At 54.4% G+C, this 16,158-nt stretch carries 15 protein-coding genes; 7 read left to right on the top strand and 8 right to left on the bottom strand.

Translation table 11 applies throughout. The features are described 5' to 3' along the window. Positions 1 to 87: 87 nt before the first annotated feature. A complete protein-coding gene (gene lysS, locus FBR45_RS02870; protein ID WP_138499142.1) occupies positions 88 to 1,854 on the top strand; it encodes a lysine--tRNA ligase in 1,767 nt (588 codons plus the stop codon). A 107-nt stretch (positions 1,855 to 1,961) separates the two neighbouring features. Here lysS and FBR45_RS02865 read toward each other — a convergent pair whose 3' ends face one another. Continuing rightward, positions 1,962 to 2,168: a cold-shock protein gene (locus FBR45_RS02865; protein ID WP_077920815.1), complete on the bottom strand. Its 207-nt coding sequence runs from the start codon at positions 2,166 to 2,168 to the stop codon at positions 1,962 to 1,964. Between the two features lie 339 nt (positions 2,169 to 2,507). On the opposite strand from FBR45_RS02865, the gene FBR45_RS02860 reads away from it, so the two are divergent. Further along, complete coding sequence (locus FBR45_RS02860) at positions 2,508 to 2,729, top strand: PspC domain-containing protein (RefSeq protein ID WP_077920814.1); 222 nt, start codon at positions 2,508 to 2,510, stop codon at positions 2,727 to 2,729. 32 nt (positions 2,730 to 2,761) lie between these two features. Here the strand turns inward: FBR45_RS02860 and FBR45_RS02855 are convergent, their stop codons facing one another. From FBR45_RS02855 to FBR45_RS02845, 3 genes are all read right to left on the bottom strand, one after another. Continuing rightward, positions 2,762 to 3,799: a glycosyltransferase family 2 protein gene (locus tag FBR45_RS02855; protein ID WP_138499140.1), complete on the bottom strand. Its 1,038-nt coding sequence runs from the start codon at positions 3,797 to 3,799 to the stop codon at positions 2,762 to 2,764. Between the two features lie 66 nt (positions 3,800 to 3,865). Beyond that, a complete protein-coding gene (locus FBR45_RS02850) occupies positions 3,866 to 4,201 on the bottom strand; it encodes a YbaB/EbfC family nucleoid-associated protein (protein WP_138499139.1) in 336 nt (111 codons plus the stop codon). Between the two features lie 80 nt (positions 4,202 to 4,281). Beyond that, a complete protein-coding gene (locus tag FBR45_RS02845) occupies positions 4,282 to 6,282 on the bottom strand; it encodes a T9SS type B sorting domain-containing protein (protein WP_138499137.1) in 2,001 nt (666 codons plus the stop codon). Positions 6,283 to 6,483: 201 nt separating this feature from the next. On the opposite strand from FBR45_RS02845, the gene FBR45_RS02840 reads away from it, so the two are divergent. Next, entirely contained in the window at positions 6,484 to 7,758 is a 1,275-nt protein-coding gene (locus FBR45_RS02840) for a bifunctional 3,4-dihydroxy-2-butanone-4-phosphate synthase/GTP cyclohydrolase II (RefSeq protein ID WP_138499135.1), read from the top strand. A 77-nt stretch (positions 7,759 to 7,835) separates the two neighbouring features. Continuing rightward, positions 7,836 to 8,141, top strand: coding sequence for a thioredoxin (trxA, locus tag FBR45_RS02835; protein ID WP_077920809.1), 306 nt, complete (start codon positions 7,836 to 7,838; stop codon positions 8,139 to 8,141). A 108-nt stretch (positions 8,142 to 8,249) separates the two neighbouring features. Here trxA and FBR45_RS02830 read toward each other — a convergent pair whose 3' ends face one another. From FBR45_RS02830 to FBR45_RS02820, 3 genes are all read right to left on the bottom strand, one after another. Further along, on the bottom strand, positions 8,250 to 8,438 hold the full coding sequence (locus FBR45_RS02830) for a hypothetical protein (protein ID WP_077920808.1): 189 nt from the start codon (positions 8,436 to 8,438) through the stop codon (positions 8,250 to 8,252). 123 nt (positions 8,439 to 8,561) lie between these two features. Beyond that, positions 8,562 to 9,005: a cold-shock protein gene (locus FBR45_RS02825; RefSeq protein WP_138499132.1), complete on the bottom strand. Its 444-nt coding sequence runs from the start codon at positions 9,003 to 9,005 to the stop codon at positions 8,562 to 8,564. Between the two features lie 397 nt (positions 9,006 to 9,402). After that, on the bottom strand, positions 9,403 to 11,883 hold the full coding sequence (locus FBR45_RS02820) for a ribonucleoside-diphosphate reductase subunit alpha (RefSeq protein ID WP_138499130.1): 2,481 nt from the start codon (positions 11,881 to 11,883) through the stop codon (positions 9,403 to 9,405). A gap of 477 nt (positions 11,884 to 12,360) precedes the next feature. On the opposite strand from FBR45_RS02820, the gene FBR45_RS02815 reads away from it, so the two are divergent. Then, a complete protein-coding gene (locus FBR45_RS02815; protein WP_077920805.1) occupies positions 12,361 to 12,606 on the top strand; it encodes a type B 50S ribosomal protein L31 in 246 nt (81 codons plus the stop codon). A 198-nt stretch (positions 12,607 to 12,804) separates the two neighbouring features. Here FBR45_RS02815 and FBR45_RS02810 read toward each other — a convergent pair whose 3' ends face one another. Beyond that, positions 12,805 to 14,310 (bottom strand): peptide MFS transporter, encoded by a 1,506-nt coding sequence (locus FBR45_RS02810; RefSeq protein ID WP_138499128.1) that lies wholly within the window; start codon positions 14,308 to 14,310, stop codon positions 12,805 to 12,807. A 165-nt stretch (positions 14,311 to 14,475) separates the two neighbouring features. Here FBR45_RS02810 and FBR45_RS02805 point away from each other — a divergent pair, with 165 nt between their 5' ends. Together FBR45_RS02805 and FBR45_RS02800 are read left to right on the top strand one after the other, a co-directional pair. Beyond that, positions 14,476 to 15,156, top strand: a complete 681-nt coding sequence (locus FBR45_RS02805; protein WP_138499126.1) for a peptidoglycan DD-metalloendopeptidase family protein — start codon at positions 14,476 to 14,478, stop codon at positions 15,154 to 15,156. A 20-nt stretch (positions 15,157 to 15,176) separates the two neighbouring features. Then, positions 15,177 to 16,109 (top strand): D-2-hydroxyacid dehydrogenase, encoded by a 933-nt coding sequence (locus FBR45_RS02800; protein WP_138499124.1) that lies wholly within the window; start codon positions 15,177 to 15,179, stop codon positions 16,107 to 16,109. The last annotated feature ends 49 nt before the right edge of the window (positions 16,110 to 16,158 follow it).

Genomic DNA, 16,158 nt, shown 5'->3' with positions numbered 1-16,158 from the left:
AGGCCAATCCTTTTCGCTATTTTTGCACCCTGATTTCGTAGACTGATTCCTGGAAATCATCTAAATCTGATAATCATCGTTCAGACAATGTTGAGTGAACAAGAGATAAATCGCCGACAAAAACGCGAAGAATTGATGCGAATGGGGATTGACCCCTATCCCGCTGAACTCGTTGACGTTACCACCACCGTTGCCGACATCCGGGCAGCCCATCAGCCAGGCGGGCCTGGTACCCATATCGAACCCGAGATGGATTTCTCCGACGATGAACGCTGGGGCAACGTTCAGCTGGCCGGTCGATTGATGATCGTCCGCATCAGCGGGAGCGCATCCTTTGCCGAATTACAGGATTCAACGGGTCGCATCCAGCTGTATTTCCGGCGCGACGACCTCTGCCCCGGCGAAGACAAAACGCTGTACAATACGGTCTTCAAAAAACTGCTCGACATTGGCGATATCATCTCCGTTCGGGGTCATGTGTTCTCCACGAAAACCGGCGAGTTATCGGTCTATGTAAAAGAATTCAAGCTGCTCAACAAAGCCCTGCGGCCGCTACCGGTCGTTAAGGAAGTTATCAACGAGCAGGGTGAACGCGAAACCTACGACGCCTTTACCGATCCGGAACAGCGGTATCGGCAACGGTATGTAGACCTGATCGTAAACCCCCAGGTACGCGATGTTTTTGTAAAACGGACCAAGCTGGTCAATTCAATCCGGCAGTTCCTGAGCCAGAAAGGGTACCTGGAAGTGGAAACCCCTATCCTGCAACCCATTCACGGTGGAGCAACTGCGCGGCCATTCCGTACGCACCATAACACGCTCGATATGGCGCTGTACCTGCGGATAGCCAACGAACTGTACCTCAAACGCCTGATCGTAGGTGGATACGACGGCGTATTCGAGTTCGCCAAGGACTTCCGCAACGAGGGGATGGACCGCACCCACAACCCCGAGTTTACTCAGGTTGAATTCTACGTCGCCTACAAAGACTACATCTGGATGATGGATACCATCGAAGAAATGGTCGAGAAAGTGGCGCTCGACGTGGCCGGTACCACTAAAGTAACCGTTGGGCAGAACGTCATCGACTTTAAGCGCCCCTGGAAACGCCTGACAATGTTCGAAGCCATTCAGGAATATACCGGTGTCGATGTATCGGCCATGGACGAAGCCGAGCTTCGGGAGGTGGCCGAAAGCCGCGGTATCAAGACCGACGCCAGCATGGGCAAATCGAAACTGATCGACGAGTTGTTTGGCGATGCCTGCGAACCGAACCTGATCCAGCCAACATTCATCACCGATTATCCGGTCGAGATGTCGCCCCTGACTAAAAAGCACCGGAGCAAACCGGGCCTGGTTGAGCGGTTCGAGGCCATCTGTAACGGCAAAGAAATTGCCAACGCCTACTCGGAGCTGAACGACCCGCTCGACCAGCGCGAACGGTTCGAAGAGCAGCTCCGACTGGCCGAACGCGGAGACGAAGAGGCCATGGCGCTCGACGAAGATTTCCTGCGCGCCCTCGAATACGGGATGCCCCCCACGGCAGGCGTTGGGCTGGGTATTGACCGGCTCACGATGATTATGACGAATCAGCCGTCTATTCAGGACGTCCTGTTCTTCCCGCAGATGCGGCCCGAGAAAAAGCAGGAGCAGTCGGACGAGAGCGACTTTGTGGCGGCAGGTGTACCGGCCGAGTGGGTGCCAGCCGTCCAGAAACTGGGATACATGACGGTCGACCAGCTGCGGGCCGCCAACCCAAATAAGCTCTTCAACGACCTGGGCGGTGTACGGAAGAAACTGAAGCTGGATGTGCCCATGCCGGATCTGGCTACCGTTCGGAGCTGGACCGAATAAACAGGCTACACGAAACAGCCGGGTCGCGGGTCTGATCCGGCTGTTTTATACACAAAAAACCCCGCTCGGCAACCGGGCAGGGTTTCTTTTTGGTCGGCCATAGAGGCTTAATAGTCCGACTCTAATTTCTTTACCTTAACCGCGTTAAGTCCCTTTTTCCCGTCAACCACTTCAAACTGTACCCGGTCTTTCTCGCGGATGGTGATTCCGTTTAAACCAGTAATGTGAACGAAAATGTCCCGGTTGGTATCGTCTTCTACGATGAAACCGTATCCTTTACTTTCATTGAAAAATTTTACTACACCTGTTTGCATAAAACTTAAACAATTAAACAATTAAACATACAAAGGGTCAGTTAGTAACAAAGACGCGAAACAGGTTCCAGAAGGTGCCTACTGGCCGGGGTACTGGGTTGAGGATCAGCGGGCTTTGTTTACGCACGAGTACCGACACAACACGTAAGTGTCGGCCCCGTTACAACACAAAGAAAATAAAAATGTTCCGACTTCAAATAGCCAGTAACTATTTTTTTGCCCTTCTCACGGGCTTCTGACGCTATTTCTGTGTTATCGGTAAACATTCTACAGCACCTTTGCGTTATTTTTGCTACGTTCGTTAAACGTATACAGGTATTACGGACTTATGTAGTCGGTATGGAAAAGATAAGATATTTCGTTGAAAAACAGGCCTTCGGTGTCTGTTCGCGCCTTGGCGAGAAGATGAATATCTCGGCCAGCAGCATCCGGCTTTATTTCATTTATACGTCATTCCTGACGCTCGGGTCGCCAGTTGTTCTGTATCTGATTCTGGCGTTCTGGCTGGAGATGAACAAGCATCTGCGTCGGCACGCTCACCCCACTATCTGGGAGCTGTAGTATAGCCCCGGCCGTTCAGGCTATCAGACCTTTTATTTCCCGTTATCTACAATTTCTCGGTAGGTCTTTTTGCCCTGCCCGAAATAGCTCCATACAATGCTGCGTGGAAACAGGCCGACGGCATGGGTTTGCTGCTGCCTGAGTGCCCGGCGCTGTTGGTTCAGCTGCGGCAGGTGGGCATAGAACGCAAAATGAGCGCGAATGATCGCCCATACGTCACGCCACTGCCCTACTTTTACAAACAGCAGCGACGATAGACCATCCAGGACCAGCCGCAGGAATATGCGCAGCCACAGTCGGCCGTCGGCAGGCCAGTTCTTGTACAGCATAAACAGGCTGTTGCGGTAATTCAGGTAGGTCTTGTGCGGGTTTGACTTAGGCAGCGTGCCGCCCCCCACGTGGTACACCACCGACTGCCCGCAGGTCCAGATTTCGTAGCCCAGCCGCTGTACGCGCCAGCACCAGTCAATCTCTTCCATGTGGGCAAAGAAGCTGGCATCGAAACCGCCGGTCTGGTGAAAAACACTGGCCCGCACGAACAGACAGGCGCCCGTTGCCCAGAATACGGGACGGTTGTCGTCATACTGCCCCTGGTCGGCTTCGAAGGTGGCGAACACGCGTCCCCGGCAAAATACATAGCCCAGCCAGTCGACGAACCCACCGGCGGCTCCTGCATGCTCAAACAGGTCGCGCTGCTGGTACGATCGGATTTTAGGCTGACAGGCCGCTACCGTCGGGCTGGATGCCATCACGGAAAGGATCGGGCTCAGCCAGCCGGGCGTTACGTCAATATCGGAATTGATGAGAGCATAGTAATCGAACGGAGCCTCGTTTGCACGGATGTAGTCGAGCGCCCGGTTGTACCCCCCGGCATACCCTTCATTACGCGCCAGTTCGATAACCCGCACGGTCGGAAAGTGAGCACGAAGAAAGGCAACGGAACCGTCGGTCGAGGCACTGTCGGCTACGTAAACCGGATGACCATCGGCATGGGCAAGTACGGCAGGCAGAAACTTAGCTAAGAATGACTGACCGTTATAATTAAGAATGACGAGTGCGAGGGAATCCAAAATGGGTGGGCAGTTTGTAGCAGAATGGGCCGCAACCCGCCCATTCTGCTACAAACTTATCAACTTTTAAGACATGAGTCCGTCTAAATTCAAACCGGGTATGTTGGGCAAAAGCCCCTCTGTGGCCTGCCGCAGGTGTTCACGGGCCTTGGTTTCTACGTTCTGCATGGCTTTGTTGGTAGCCGCTACGATCAGATCCTGCAACATCTCGCGGTCGTCAGCCGACTTTAGCAGGTCGGGATCGATTTCCATGCTCAACACGTTTTTCAGCCCGTTTACGGTTACTTTCACCAGACCAGCCCCCGACTCGCCGGTTTCGGTTACGTTCCGCAGGCCTTCCTGAGCGTCTTTCATTCGGGACTGAACTTCCTTCATCTTCCCGAACATATCCATCATATTCATAGTAGTTTCGATTCTTGTGGTCAGTACTGTCTACGCGCGTGAGCTATACCGCCTGGCCGGTAACCGGCCGGATGCACCCGCTAGCGTATTAACAACAACGCACCGGGCCGAACAGTTTTCTGCCCGGTCAGGTCCTGAACCTCGATCTGGTACATATACTGCCCCGCGGCCGCCGGCTGACCATTAACGGTACCGTCCCATCCCTGGTTTTTATCGGTTGTACTGTAGATGACGCTACCCCAGCGGTCATAGATCGTCATCCGAAACTGATCAACAAAAATGCCTTTGACCACAAACGTATCGTTGGTACCATCGCCATTGGGCGTAAAGGCATCGGGCACCAGAATCCGGGCCTCGCGCCGGAAGGTGAAGTAGTTCGAATAGCTCACCAGTGCCCCGCTCGACACGGCAATAATCCGATACCGCTGCGATTGCAGGTTCGGGTCGTTCGGGTCCGGTTCGTAACGCGTGTTACCACTAACCGGGATATCGCGCTTGGTACCGTTCAGCGAATCGATGACTTCTACGGTATAGCTGGCTACCGGTCCTGTCAGGAAGGGCGAATCAGCGGTCCAGTCGATGCTGTTGCTGCTGTTCGAAGCCAGATATACCGTACAAACCGGCTTCGACGGGGGTGAAGTCAGGCCGCAGTTGTTTCGGTAGGTAACCTCGTAGCAGTACGAACCCGCCGATGCATTGGCCGACTCATCGACAAACGTGTTTCGATTAACCACCGACCCGACGGTCTGCATAGCGCCCGATTTTCCGTCGGTCCGGTTTACCACCAGCGTATAGCTAGCCGACGTGCCGCTGACGGGCAACGAGACCACCAGGCGAGGCTGGTTGTTCTCTATCGAAGCGGTTACGCTCCGAAATTCACCGGGAACGTCTCCGTTGATACCCGTCACGCAGACAGGCGCCGATGTGATTGTTGTTGGGCCAGCGCTGGCTTCGATCGTGTAACAGTAAGCGACTCCGCATTCGATGCGGTTATTGTCGACGTAGGATGACGCGGACCGGCTGGTCAGCAGACCTCCAATCGGCGCGCCATTGCGGGTCAGGCGATACGAACGGAAGGGTCTTAGGGTAGTAACCGTACCCGCATAAGGCTGCCAGCTCAGGTTATTCTGCTTACTGGCAGCTTGCGCGTTAAGTACCAGACTACATACCTCGTCAGACCGAACCCCGGCGCTGTTGCAGGCATCCTGCGCAACCAGCTGAAAACATTGTACCTCTTTGGCATTGGTCTGCACCGTGAACGGAGTTGACCCATTTCCGTTCTGCCCCGTGGGCGCATACACGCCCGACGCATCTTTCTGGTACAGCTCTACCGTTGTACCCGAACTGACCTGATACTGAATAGAGATCGAGTTGTCGCTAACCGTAGTTAGTCGAGTGATCAGCGGCTGGGCTGTGGTGGCGAAGTTGATCGGAGCCGAGCGAGCGGGCACAGGCGTGCAATCGGTCAGGGCGGCATACCGCCCGGTAATGATCACCGTATACGTTCCCGGATTCAGGTAGGTGTGCGTCTGCTGTGTGGTTATGGAGCCGCGGGGTCGTTCCTGCCGGTTACCATCGCCCCAATCTATGATATAACTATCATATTTATTCGAGTTTTCGTCCAGCGTGACATCGACAACCGCCCGCCGGTCTGAGCAGGTTCTGACGGAGAGGCTGACGGGGCCCGTAGGCAGTACGGTTACGGTTTTACAGGCAACGGTTCCGGTGGCCTGCCCCCCTCCACTGCCAACCTGAAGAATAGTATAAGAACCGGGTTTGCTGTAGGTATACGTGGTGGCCGCGGTTCGGTTAGTCGGAATACCGTTGCCGTCATACTCATAGGTATACGCCACGTTGGCAACCGTAGCCGGTACACTGACAATCTGAATAGGTGTACCTACGCAGACACTCGCTTTATCAAGCGCAAAGCCGCCCTGGGCCGCACCGCCGGGGTTGATACAGACATTCTGGGCCTGAATCTGGCCGGAACCAGTCAGGTACATGAAGCTAACTACAATCGCTAAAAACCAGTAAATTGTGTGAACAGTTGCCTCTACTCCGGTCAGCCACAATCGAATCATTCGCACAGAAAGTAAATTTTTGTCGTTCCTATATATGGCGCAGTGTCTAGCGTTAAAAACGTTCCGGCTTACATTTTCGCGTTGGTCGAAACGTATCTTTCCCGAAATCAGTTTTGAGATTGACAACTGCCGATTCCGCCGTTGAGTAGATACCAAAACAACTACCAAAGATACTTCCACTGACACGCATCAACCAAACAGATGAGCAATAATAGTACCAAGTCTGCCGAGTTCCAGAACGAACCAGCCCCTATCCGGCTCGACCGCATCGAAGAGGCTATTGCGGATATCAAAGCAGGCAAAATTGTGCTGGTGGTAGACGATGAAGACCGCGAAAACGAAGGCGATATGATCTGCGCAGCCGAAATGATTACGCCCGAGATGGTCAATTTCATGGTTCGTGAAGCTCGCGGTCTTATGTGCGCCCCCCTCACGCAGGAACGCTGCGACGAACTGGGACTTGATATGATGGTGAGCAGTAACACGTCTGTTCATACAACCCCATTTACCGTATCGGTCGATCTGCTGGGCCACGGCTGCACGACCGGTATTTCGGCTTCTGACCGGTCCAAAACCATTCAGGCGCTGGTCGATCCGGCCACAACTCCCGACGATCTGGGTCGGCCCGGTCACATATTCCCGCTACGGGCCGTAGAGGGGGGCGTTATTCGGCGGGCTGGCCATACCGAAGCTGCCGTCGATCTGGCCCGGCTGGCGGGACTCTCGCCGGTAGGTGTGCTAATCGAGGTGCTCAATGAAGATGGCACCATGGCCCGCCTGCCCGAGCTCCGGGTACTGGCCGACCGGTTTGGCATGAAACTGATCAGCATTCAGGATCTGATTGAGTACCGGCTCCGGACCGAAAGCCTCATTCAGCGGCAGATCGGTGTCAATATGCCCACCGAATTTGGTCATTTTGACCTGATCGCCTTCAAGCAAAGCAATACCGACGATACCCACCTGGCGCTGGTTAAGGGAGCCTGGGAACCGAACGAGCCCGTGCTGGTGCGCGTTCACTCGTCCTGCGTCACCGGCGATATTTTCGGCTCATGCCGTTGCGACTGCGGGCCTCAGCTGCACGCATCGCTGAAGATGGTGGAGGCCGAAGGGAAAGGCGTGGTGGTGTATATGTTTCAGGAGGGACGCGGCATCGGGCTACTTAACAAACTGAAAGCCTATAAGCTCCAGGAAATGGGCCGCGATACGGTAGAAGCCAATCTGGAACTCGGCCTGCCGATGGATGCGCGCGACTACGGGGTTGGCGCCCAGATCCTGCGCGACCTGGGTGTTCGTAAACTGCGGCTGATCTCGAACAACCCTAAGAAACGGGCGGGTCTGATGGGCTATGGACTCGAAATCGTTGAGACGGTCCCGATCGAGATTCCAGCCAATCCGCATAACGAATACTACCTCCGAACCAAACGCGACAAGATGGGCCATACCATCATGAACGAGCCGGTAAACGAAGAACAATAAGTCAATCTGCCGGTTTCGGTGTAAGCCTCGTTACAGGCGTTGACCGAAACCGGCAAATCCCAAGACCGCAACACCGCATGAAAAAGCCATCGTTTCATGACCTCATTCACGGCGAAACGCCGGTGCTGGTCGATTTCTACGCCGACTGGTGCGGCCCCTGCAAGCAGCAGGCCCCTATTCTGAAACAGCTTACCGAGCGCGTAGGCGACAAGGTTCGCGTGGTGAAGGTCAATGTCGATCATAGCCAGGCTGCCGCCAACCAGTATCAGATCCGGAGCATTCCGACCATGATTCTGTTTAAAAACGGCAAGATTGTCTGGCGGCAGTCGGGCGTTCAGCCGCTGCATACCCTCGAGGGGCTGGTCAAGCAACATAGCGTGTAGCTCAGACTAATAATGCCGGTGCGCGCTGTTGATGCTTATATATACGTACGCACCGGCTACGTATATCGTATAGCCAGTGCCGTGTATGATTCGCTACCTGAGTAACGGTTATCGGTTTTCCCGCTTTCGCTTGATCGACGTCCGGGCGGCTACTTCGGCCTGAAACTTAACCTTCAGTTGCCGATCCAGCTCTTTGTCACGAGGAATATAGATACTGGTTTTGCCGTCGGAGTACTTAAGCTGCCAGTAAATAGTATCGGTGGTAGGCGGAATGGACGTATACACGGGTTTACTCATGACTTAGCTGATAAGAATGAAAATGGGTGCCTTGCGGCACCGTGTCTGAATGGCCAACCCGTTATACGTCTGTTTCTGGTCAGCAGAACAGCGATACTGGTAGAGCGGTCCGGCCGGATTACGCTACGCAGTTTTTCTGACGCTAACGGCATTAAGGCCCTTCGGTGTACGCGTCACTTCGAAGCTTACTTTATCCTGTTCGTTAACCGCATCGAGCAACCCGTTCATGTGTACGAATATGCTCTCCTGGCTCTGCAGGTCACGAATAAATCCGTATCCTTTCGATGCGTTGAAGAATGTTACTATACCTTGTCTGACAGCCTCCTGAGGAGCTGCATCTTCCTGTTTAGACACCCCGATCTGGATGTTTTCCACATCAATGGTTCTCTTCTTACGGGGGTCGGGGGGCGTTGAGGTGATGTTGCCGTTTTCGTCAACATAAGCCATCATCTCGTCGAGACCCTGCCCTTTTTGCGCATTGGCCCGACGTTCGTCTCTTTTTTCTTCTTTGTCTTTGCGTTTCTTCTGTCTTGCTTTTTCTTTTTCCTTTTTACTAAATGTCTCCATTCTGGATGGTATTAGATGAGATGATCCGACGTGTTTCGCCGGGACTTGTTTCGGAGAGGTGAAGATATCTGTGCGCCGATGGCCGCCAATCCGGGTGGGTTTATACCCCCCACTACTAATCAACCGTATTGTTTCGAAATAAGTTGTACTTTTTAAATATTATTCACGCACACCGTCAAATCGGTTGCAATAATTGGTAACGTGCTCCAGCTTGGTTACCCGTATCAGCTTAACTCGCTGTTAGCTAGTGTACGGATAGAGATGGTGTGTTTATCTGAACGGATGTACATATACGTTTATCAGTGGCCTGTCCAGCCTGTTTCTTCTATACAAGCATAAAATAAAACGCCAGACCGCAGTGGGATCTGGCGTTTTATTTTCAATAAGTAAAGACGGCCTACGAACCACACATTTCGCAACCCTCGGGGTCATCGAGTGAGCAGGTCATAGCGGCATACTGCTGTTCAAGATCGGTCACCATCGGCACCGGCGTGGGCTGGGCGTTGGTCGCGTGATCTTTGGCGTACTGCACATAGTCGAGTGGCTTCTCAACGGGTGCGCTCTCGGCCATAACCGGCTCCAGCTGCGGCTCGGCCTGGGGTTGAACAACGGTGAACTTCACAGCATCGGCAGCGGCTTTCGTGCGGAGGTAGTACATACCCGTTTTCAGACCCGCTTTCCAGGCATAGAAGTGCATCGATGTCAGCTTACCGAAGTTCGAATCCTGAATGTGGATGTTCAGCGACTGCGACTGGCAGATGTACGCGCCCCGGTCGGCGGCCATATCGATGATGTGCTTCTGCTTGATCTCCCAAACCGTTTTGTAAAGATCTTTGATGTGCTGCGGAATGTTCGGAATTTGCTGTACCGATCCGTTGGCCAGAATCAGGTTGTTTTTCATGGCATCGTTCCACAGGCCCAGCTTCACGAGGTCTTTGAGCAGGTGTTTATTCACCACGACAAACTCGCCCGACAGCACGCGACGGGTGTAGATGTTGCTCGTATAGGGCTCGAAGCACTCGTTGTTGCCCAGGATCTGCGAGGTCGATGCCGTTGGCATAGGCGCCAGCAGCAGCGAGTTCCGCACGCCATGTTCAACAACCTCTTTGCGCAGACCTTCCCAGTCCCAGCGACCCGACTTGGGTTTTACCCCCCACATATCGAACTGGAAGATCCCTTTCGAAATTGGCGAGCCTTTCCAGGTTTCGTACGGACCCGATTCTTTGGCCTGCTCCATCGACGAAGTCATGGCGCCAAAGTAGATCGTCTCGAAAATATCTTCGTTCAGCCGACGGGCTTCGTCTGACTCGAACGGCATCCGCAGCATGATGAACGCATCGGCCAGCCCCTGTACGCCAAGGCCAATGGGGCGGTGACGCATGTTGCTCCGGCGAGCCTCTTCCACCGGGTAGTAGTTGATGTCGATAATTTTGTTGAGGTTCCGCGTAGCCGTTTTGGTTACCTCATACAGCTTCTGGTGATCAAAACGCATCACACCATCGGGATCGCGCTTGATGAATTTCGGCAACGCAATCGAGGCCAGGTTACAGACGGCGATCTCGTCGGGAGCGGTATACTCGATGATCTCGGTACAGAGGTTACTCGACTTGATGGTACCCAGGTTCTGCTGGTTCGACTTTTTGTTGGCCGAATCCTTGAACAGCATGTAGGGCGTACCGGTTTCGGTCTGCGACTCCAGAATTTTGTACCACAGCTCCTGGGCTTTCACCGTCCGGCGGGCACGGCCTTCGCGCTCGTAGCGCTCGTAAAGGGCTTCAAATTCTTCGCCATGGCAATCGGCCAGGCCGGGGCACTCGTGCGGGCAGAACAGCGACCAGACGTCATTGTCTTCGACCCGTTTCATAAACAGATCGGGCGTCCAGAGTGCATAGAAGAGATCGCGGGCGCGGGCTTCTTCTTTCCCGGAGTTCTTTTTCATGTCCAGGAATTCGAAAATATCGGCATGCCAGGGCTCCAGATAGATCGCGAACGAGCCTTTCCGCTTACCGCCCCCCTGATCAACGTAGCGAGCCGTATCGTTGAAAACCCGGAGCATCGGTACAATACCGTTCGAGGTGCCGTTGGTACCTTTGATGTAGGTACCCGTAGCCCGAACGTTATGAATGCTCAGGCCGATACCACCCGCCGACTGCGAAATCTTGGCGGTTTGCTTCAGGGTGTCGTAGATGCCATCGATGCTGTCGTCTTTCATGGTCAGCAGGAAGCAGCTCGACATCTGCGGCTTGGGCGTACCGGCGTTGAAGAGCGTAGGCGTAGCGTGGGTGAACCACTTCTCCGACAGCAGGTTGTAGGTTTCGATGGCGGCCTCAACGTCTTCCATATGAATACCGACGGCTACGCGCATCAGCATATGTTGCGGGCGCTCGGCAATGCGGCCGTTGATTTTCAGCAGGTACGATTTTTCGAGCGTTTTGTAGCCGAAATAGTCATATCCGTAATCGCGGTCGTAAATGATGGTTGAGTCGAGCAGGGCTGCGTTGTTACGTACTACGTCATATACCTCACGCGAGATCAGCGACGCGTTCTCACCTGTTTTCGGGTCCTCGTAGTGATAGAGCTGCTTAATCGTTCCCGAAAATGACTTGTTGGTCTCCTTGTGCAGGTTCGAGATGGCAATCCGGGCCGCCAGAATAGCGTAGTCCGGATGTTTGGTCGTCATCGACGCGGCTGTTTCAGCGGCCAGGTTATCGAGTTCGGTAGTTTTAACGCCGTCGTAGAGGCCGTTCACGACTTTCATCGCAACTTCAACTGGCTGCACATAGGCTGGGTCGAGGCCATAGCACAGCTTTTCAATGCGGGCGGTAATCTTGTCGAACTTGACCGACTCCCGGCGGCCATCGCGTTTGATTACGTACATACGTTCTAGGATTAGTGGTTATCTATAGAGAAATGATAAATGCGCGCAGTAGGCTGGTACAGTTATGTTCAAATAGACAGAAAATCACACCTGAAGGTTCGGGTGATTTTCGGTTTCACAGAAAGATTCAAATCTACCGCCAGGGTTAATAAATTGTTAAGCCGTCGTTTCTAGATACTTATCAACTCGTTACGGTAGCTGCTTCTTTCCAAAACAAAATTAAGCGATTTTTTCAGGCTGAACCAGCGCCGGGGCCTGGTCTTGAGAGGAGGTATTCGGTACCGAAAGGTAGAAGAAAAGCCCGACTCAGGCAACGGTTTGTTACGCCATTATTAGGCAACGGATCAACTTTATTCGATTGATTTCTAACCCGTAAAAGAAGCCGCAAAAAGGTTTGTGGGTCTACCGAAAAGACCGTACCTTTGCAATCCTTTTCGGACGGAAACCGAGAAGATGACAAGAAACTGAGAATAAATCATGAAAAAGGGCATTCACCCGGACTACCGCGATGTGGTATTCCACGACCTGTCGAGCGATTATAAATTCGTGACGCGCTCAACGGTTCAGACCAGAGACACGATCGAGTTCGAGGGCCAGACCTATCCGCTCGTTAAGATCGAAGTTAGCTCGCAGTCGCACCCGTTCTACACGGGTAAGAACGTACTGCTCGATACGGCCGGCCGTGTGGACAAGTTCCGCAAGCGTTACGGTACCAAAGCATAACGTTTATCAGCCGTTCGGCCCGAGTCATCTACTGACCAGTCAATTGTGCTGATATACCCAGACCCCCAATCCGCCAGCCGGGTTGGGGGTTTTTCTGTGTCCGGCTCCCTCTGCAGCAGCTCCCCTTCCGACGTTCCATAAAAACGGATGCTGGTCCCGCCTTCCGGCCAGACCAGCATCCGTTCAGCACTGCTTCTATTACTCGATACCGCCCATCCACTTCTTCAGTACCCGCGAGAAAAGAAACATAATGACCCCGCCCCCCAGCGTAAACAGGGCTACACTCTGAAACAGCGCCGGCATCTGGCTCACGTTTTCTTCGTCGAACCCGCCCGCAAACAGGCCGGCAATCAGATTACCCAGCGACGAGCCGACGAACCAGATTCCCATCAGCTGGCTGGTATACCGCTTCGGTGACAGCTTGGAGAAGGCGCTCAGCCCTACCGGGCTCAGGAACAACTCGCCCAACGTAAAGAACAGATATGTTGACGTTAGGTACAGGGGCGACGTACGTACACCCGTCAGGGCCAGCTTTGCCGCCACAATCATGACCACGTAGGCCAGTCCCAGCAAAATGAGGCTCGTAGCAAACTTGGCCGGCACCGAGAAGTCAATCTTCCGGTTAGCCAGAAATACCCACAGCCCGGCCAGCACCGGCGAAAAAATGAGAATGAATGCCGGATTCAGGTTCTGGAACCAGCTCGACGGCATCTGCCAGCCAAACAGGTTCAGGTCTGTATACCGGCTTGCAAAAATCTGTAGCGATGAGCCCTGCTGTTCGTTACCGGCCCAGTACATGGCCGCAGCCAGAAAGAACGCAAATAGCACCACTACCCGCTTTTTCTCGGTGGCATCGAGCCCGCCCGCTACCAGAATGTACGTGAAATACCCGAGCGCAATCAGCGAGATAATGGTTCCCATGGCCTTGGCCAGCCCCTGCGCCGTTGTCAGGTCCAGCACGCCCGTCAGCTGCAGGCCGGCCAGCAGAGCTACCAGCACCGCCACGAAGATCAGCATCGACCGGTTGCCACTCGATGACTGCCCTGCCCCGGTCGGCTCCTTGGCTACGTACTGCCCCCGATCGCCCAGGTAGCGCTGCCCGAATGTACGGTAGGTGATAACGCCAAGAAACATCGCTATCGCAGCCGCGCCGAAGCCATAATGCCAGCCCACCTTCTCGCCCAGATACCCCACGATCGAGATGCCGAGCAGAGAGCCGGTATTAATGCCCATGTAAAAAATAGAAAAGGCGGCATCCTTACGGGCGCCACCTTCGGGGTATAACTCTCCCACAATACTGCTGATATTCGGCTTCAGCAGGCCGGTGCCGATAGCCACCGTGCACAGACCGGCATAAAACAGCCCCGGCCCCGCCGGTACAGCCAGAATGATATGACCCAGCATAATAATGATACCACCGTACCAGATCGATTTCCGCTGCCCCAGCAGATTGTCGGCAATCCAGCCGCCGGGCAGCGACAGTAAATACACCGATGCGGTATAGATGCCGTAGATAGCCGCCCCTTCCGGCTCGCTCAGGCCCATGCCGCCCCGTACGTTGTCGATCAGGAAGAGCAGCAGGATGGCCCGCATACCGTAGTAGCTGAACCGCTCCCACATCTCGGTGAAAAACAACACAAAAAGCCCCATCGGATGCCCGAAAAGGGTGGCCTGGCCGGCCGTTTTATTACTTACTGCTTCCATGCAAGTGGGTCTAAAGTCGGTTGATAAACCAAATAATATAGGTATGTAAACGAAAAAAATAACTGTAAAGATACTCCCAATGCCCGAAAAGCCGTCACGATTCCACCCGCTTGTCCCATCTTTGCGCCCGGTGCTCTTTTTGGGCGCTTTTGCAGCTACAGACCTATGCTCCTCCCCTTCGACTTCCAGACCGAGCCTTACCTGATTCTTGATCTGTCGGCTACGAACCCCGATCTGATGCCTGACCAGCAGACGGGCCGGCGCCCCCTCGACCTGACCGATACCGCCCGTTTCAGCGACTATGTGTTTGGCCAGCTACAGACGGCGGGCGCACGGGTGGGCGTGGGCGGCTACAACGAACATCGGGTCATTTACCGCCGTAGTCCTCACTTTCAGCAGCAAACCGAACCCCGCGAGATTCACTTGGGTATTGATTTCTGGGCGGAGGCCGGTACGCCCGTTTTTGCCCCGCTCGACGGTATTGTGCACAGCTTTAGGGATAACGATAACTTTGGCGACTACGGCCCTACTATCATCCTCGAACATCGGGAGGTCGTTTTGCCAGCTTTCAACGGGAAACCGCTTTATAGCCTGTACGGACATCTGACTCGGGCTTCGCTTAACGGCCTGTATGACGGGAAACCAATTCGGGCTGGCGAAAAAATTGCCGAAATAGGCCCCTTTCCCGAGAATGGCGACTGGCCTCCGCATCTGCATTTTCAGCTGATGACCGATATGCTCGGGCTTCGGGGCGACTTCCCCGGCGTATGCACACAAACCGACCGGGCAAAATTTCTGGCCCTGTGCCCAAACCCAAACCTGCTTCTGGGTATTAATGGATTGTAAGCTATCATTCGCCAACTACCATGATCGCATTTGTTTATACCAATCTCAACGAAGCCTACCGCAGCCAGCTACGCCAACAGTTGCCCGAGGCTGTTGAACCAATTTTCCGGAACGAGCTATCGGCCGAACAATATCAGCCGGCTTTCCGGTCGGCCGACATCGTGCTGGGCAACCCGCCGACCGACTGGTGGATTAACCCGCCGGTCAAGTTGCAATACTGGCAGCTCGACTCCGCCGGTTTCGATGGGTATCAGGGGGTACGGTTACGGGCACAGGTGGCTAACATGGGCGATTACTTTGCCTGGCCCTGTGCCGAAACAATCGTGGCGGGCATTCTGGCCCACTACCGGCATATCGATGAGCTGGCAATTTTGCAGAGTCAGCGTCAATGGTCGGGCTCGGCCGTGCGCGCCAAACTCGGTCTGCTGCGCCGGAAGCAGGTTATTATCCTGGGGTCGGGAGCCATCGGTCAGGCCGTTCGGCAAATGCTGCTCGGCTTCGACTGTAGCGTCCGGCTGCTGGCCCGCACCGATCCGGCCGCCGAACTCCACTCGGTCGACGAGCTGAAGGCGGCTCTACCTGCAACCGATCTGGTTATCAATACATTGCCGGGTTCGGCCAAAGGTTTTTTCTCGGCCGAGCTGATCGGCTCCATGCAAGCCGGCAGCGTTTTTGCCAATGTAGGCCGGGGCAGTACTGTCGATGAACCGGCGCTGATCGCGGCTTTACAAACCGGCCAGCTGGGGGGCGCCGTTCTGGACGTAACCGCCACCGAGCCCCTCCCCGCCGACAGCCCGCTCTGGACCCTACCCAACGTGGTGCTGACCCAGCACACCGCCGGTGGCCAGCCCATGGAGGATGCCGGTAAAGTCGACCTGTTCCTGCGCAACCTGTCCCGCTTTCTGGATGGTCTGCCGCTGGAGAATGCCGTGGAGCTAGGGAAGGGCTATTGAATTCGGTAAAGAATAGCCGTGACCACAGCCAGCAAAGGGCCATGGCCAC

This window comes from Spirosoma lacussanchae (assembly GCF_005870035.1).
In the GTDB taxonomy this organism is placed as follows: domain Bacteria; phylum Bacteroidota; class Bacteroidia; order Cytophagales; family Spirosomataceae; genus Spirosoma; species Spirosoma lacussanchae.
The sequence above is the reverse complement of the archived record's forward strand: the minus strand, read 5'-3'. Positions and strand labels throughout refer to the sequence as shown.

What these genes read in the sequence shown, in the direction of transcription:
- lysS (WP_138499142.1), top strand. Translation starts at nt 88, where the DNA reads ATGTTGAGTGAACAAGAGATAAATCGCCGACAAAAACGCGAAGAATTG.
- FBR45_RS02865 (WP_077920815.1), bottom strand. Translation starts at nt 2,168, where the DNA reads ATGCAAACAGGTGTAGTAAAATTTTTCAATGAAAGTAAAGGATACGGT.
- FBR45_RS02860 (WP_077920814.1), top strand. Translation starts at nt 2,508, where the DNA reads ATGGAAAAGATAAGATATTTCGTTGAAAAACAGGCCTTCGGTGTCTGT.
- FBR45_RS02850 (WP_138499139.1), bottom strand. Translation starts at nt 4,201, where the DNA reads ATGAATATGATGGATATGTTCGGGAAGATGAAGGAAGTTCAGTCCCGA.
- FBR45_RS02845 (WP_138499137.1), bottom strand. Translation starts at nt 6,282, where the DNA reads ATGATTCGATTGTGGCTGACCGGAGTAGAGGCAACTGTTCACACAATT.
- FBR45_RS02840 (WP_138499135.1), top strand. Translation starts at nt 6,484, where the DNA reads ATGAGCAATAATAGTACCAAGTCTGCCGAGTTCCAGAACGAACCAGCC.
- trxA (WP_077920809.1), top strand. Translation starts at nt 7,836, where the DNA reads ATGAAAAAGCCATCGTTTCATGACCTCATTCACGGCGAAACGCCGGTG.
- FBR45_RS02830 (WP_077920808.1), bottom strand. Translation starts at nt 8,438, where the DNA reads ATGAGTAAACCCGTGTATACGTCCATTCCGCCTACCACCGATACTATT.
- FBR45_RS02825 (WP_138499132.1), bottom strand. Translation starts at nt 9,005, where the DNA reads ATGGAGACATTTAGTAAAAAGGAAAAAGAAAAAGCAAGACAGAAGAAA.
- FBR45_RS02820 (WP_138499130.1), bottom strand. Translation starts at nt 11,883, where the DNA reads ATGTACGTAATCAAACGCGATGGCCGCCGGGAGTCGGTCAAGTTCGAC.
- FBR45_RS02815 (WP_077920805.1), top strand. Translation starts at nt 12,361, where the DNA reads ATGAAAAAGGGCATTCACCCGGACTACCGCGATGTGGTATTCCACGAC.
- FBR45_RS02810 (WP_138499128.1), bottom strand. Translation starts at nt 14,310, where the DNA reads ATGGAAGCAGTAAGTAATAAAACGGCCGGCCAGGCCACCCTTTTCGGG.
- FBR45_RS02805 (WP_138499126.1), top strand. Translation starts at nt 14,476, where the DNA reads ATGCTCCTCCCCTTCGACTTCCAGACCGAGCCTTACCTGATTCTTGAT.
- FBR45_RS02800 (WP_138499124.1), top strand. Translation starts at nt 15,177, where the DNA reads ATGATCGCATTTGTTTATACCAATCTCAACGAAGCCTACCGCAGCCAG.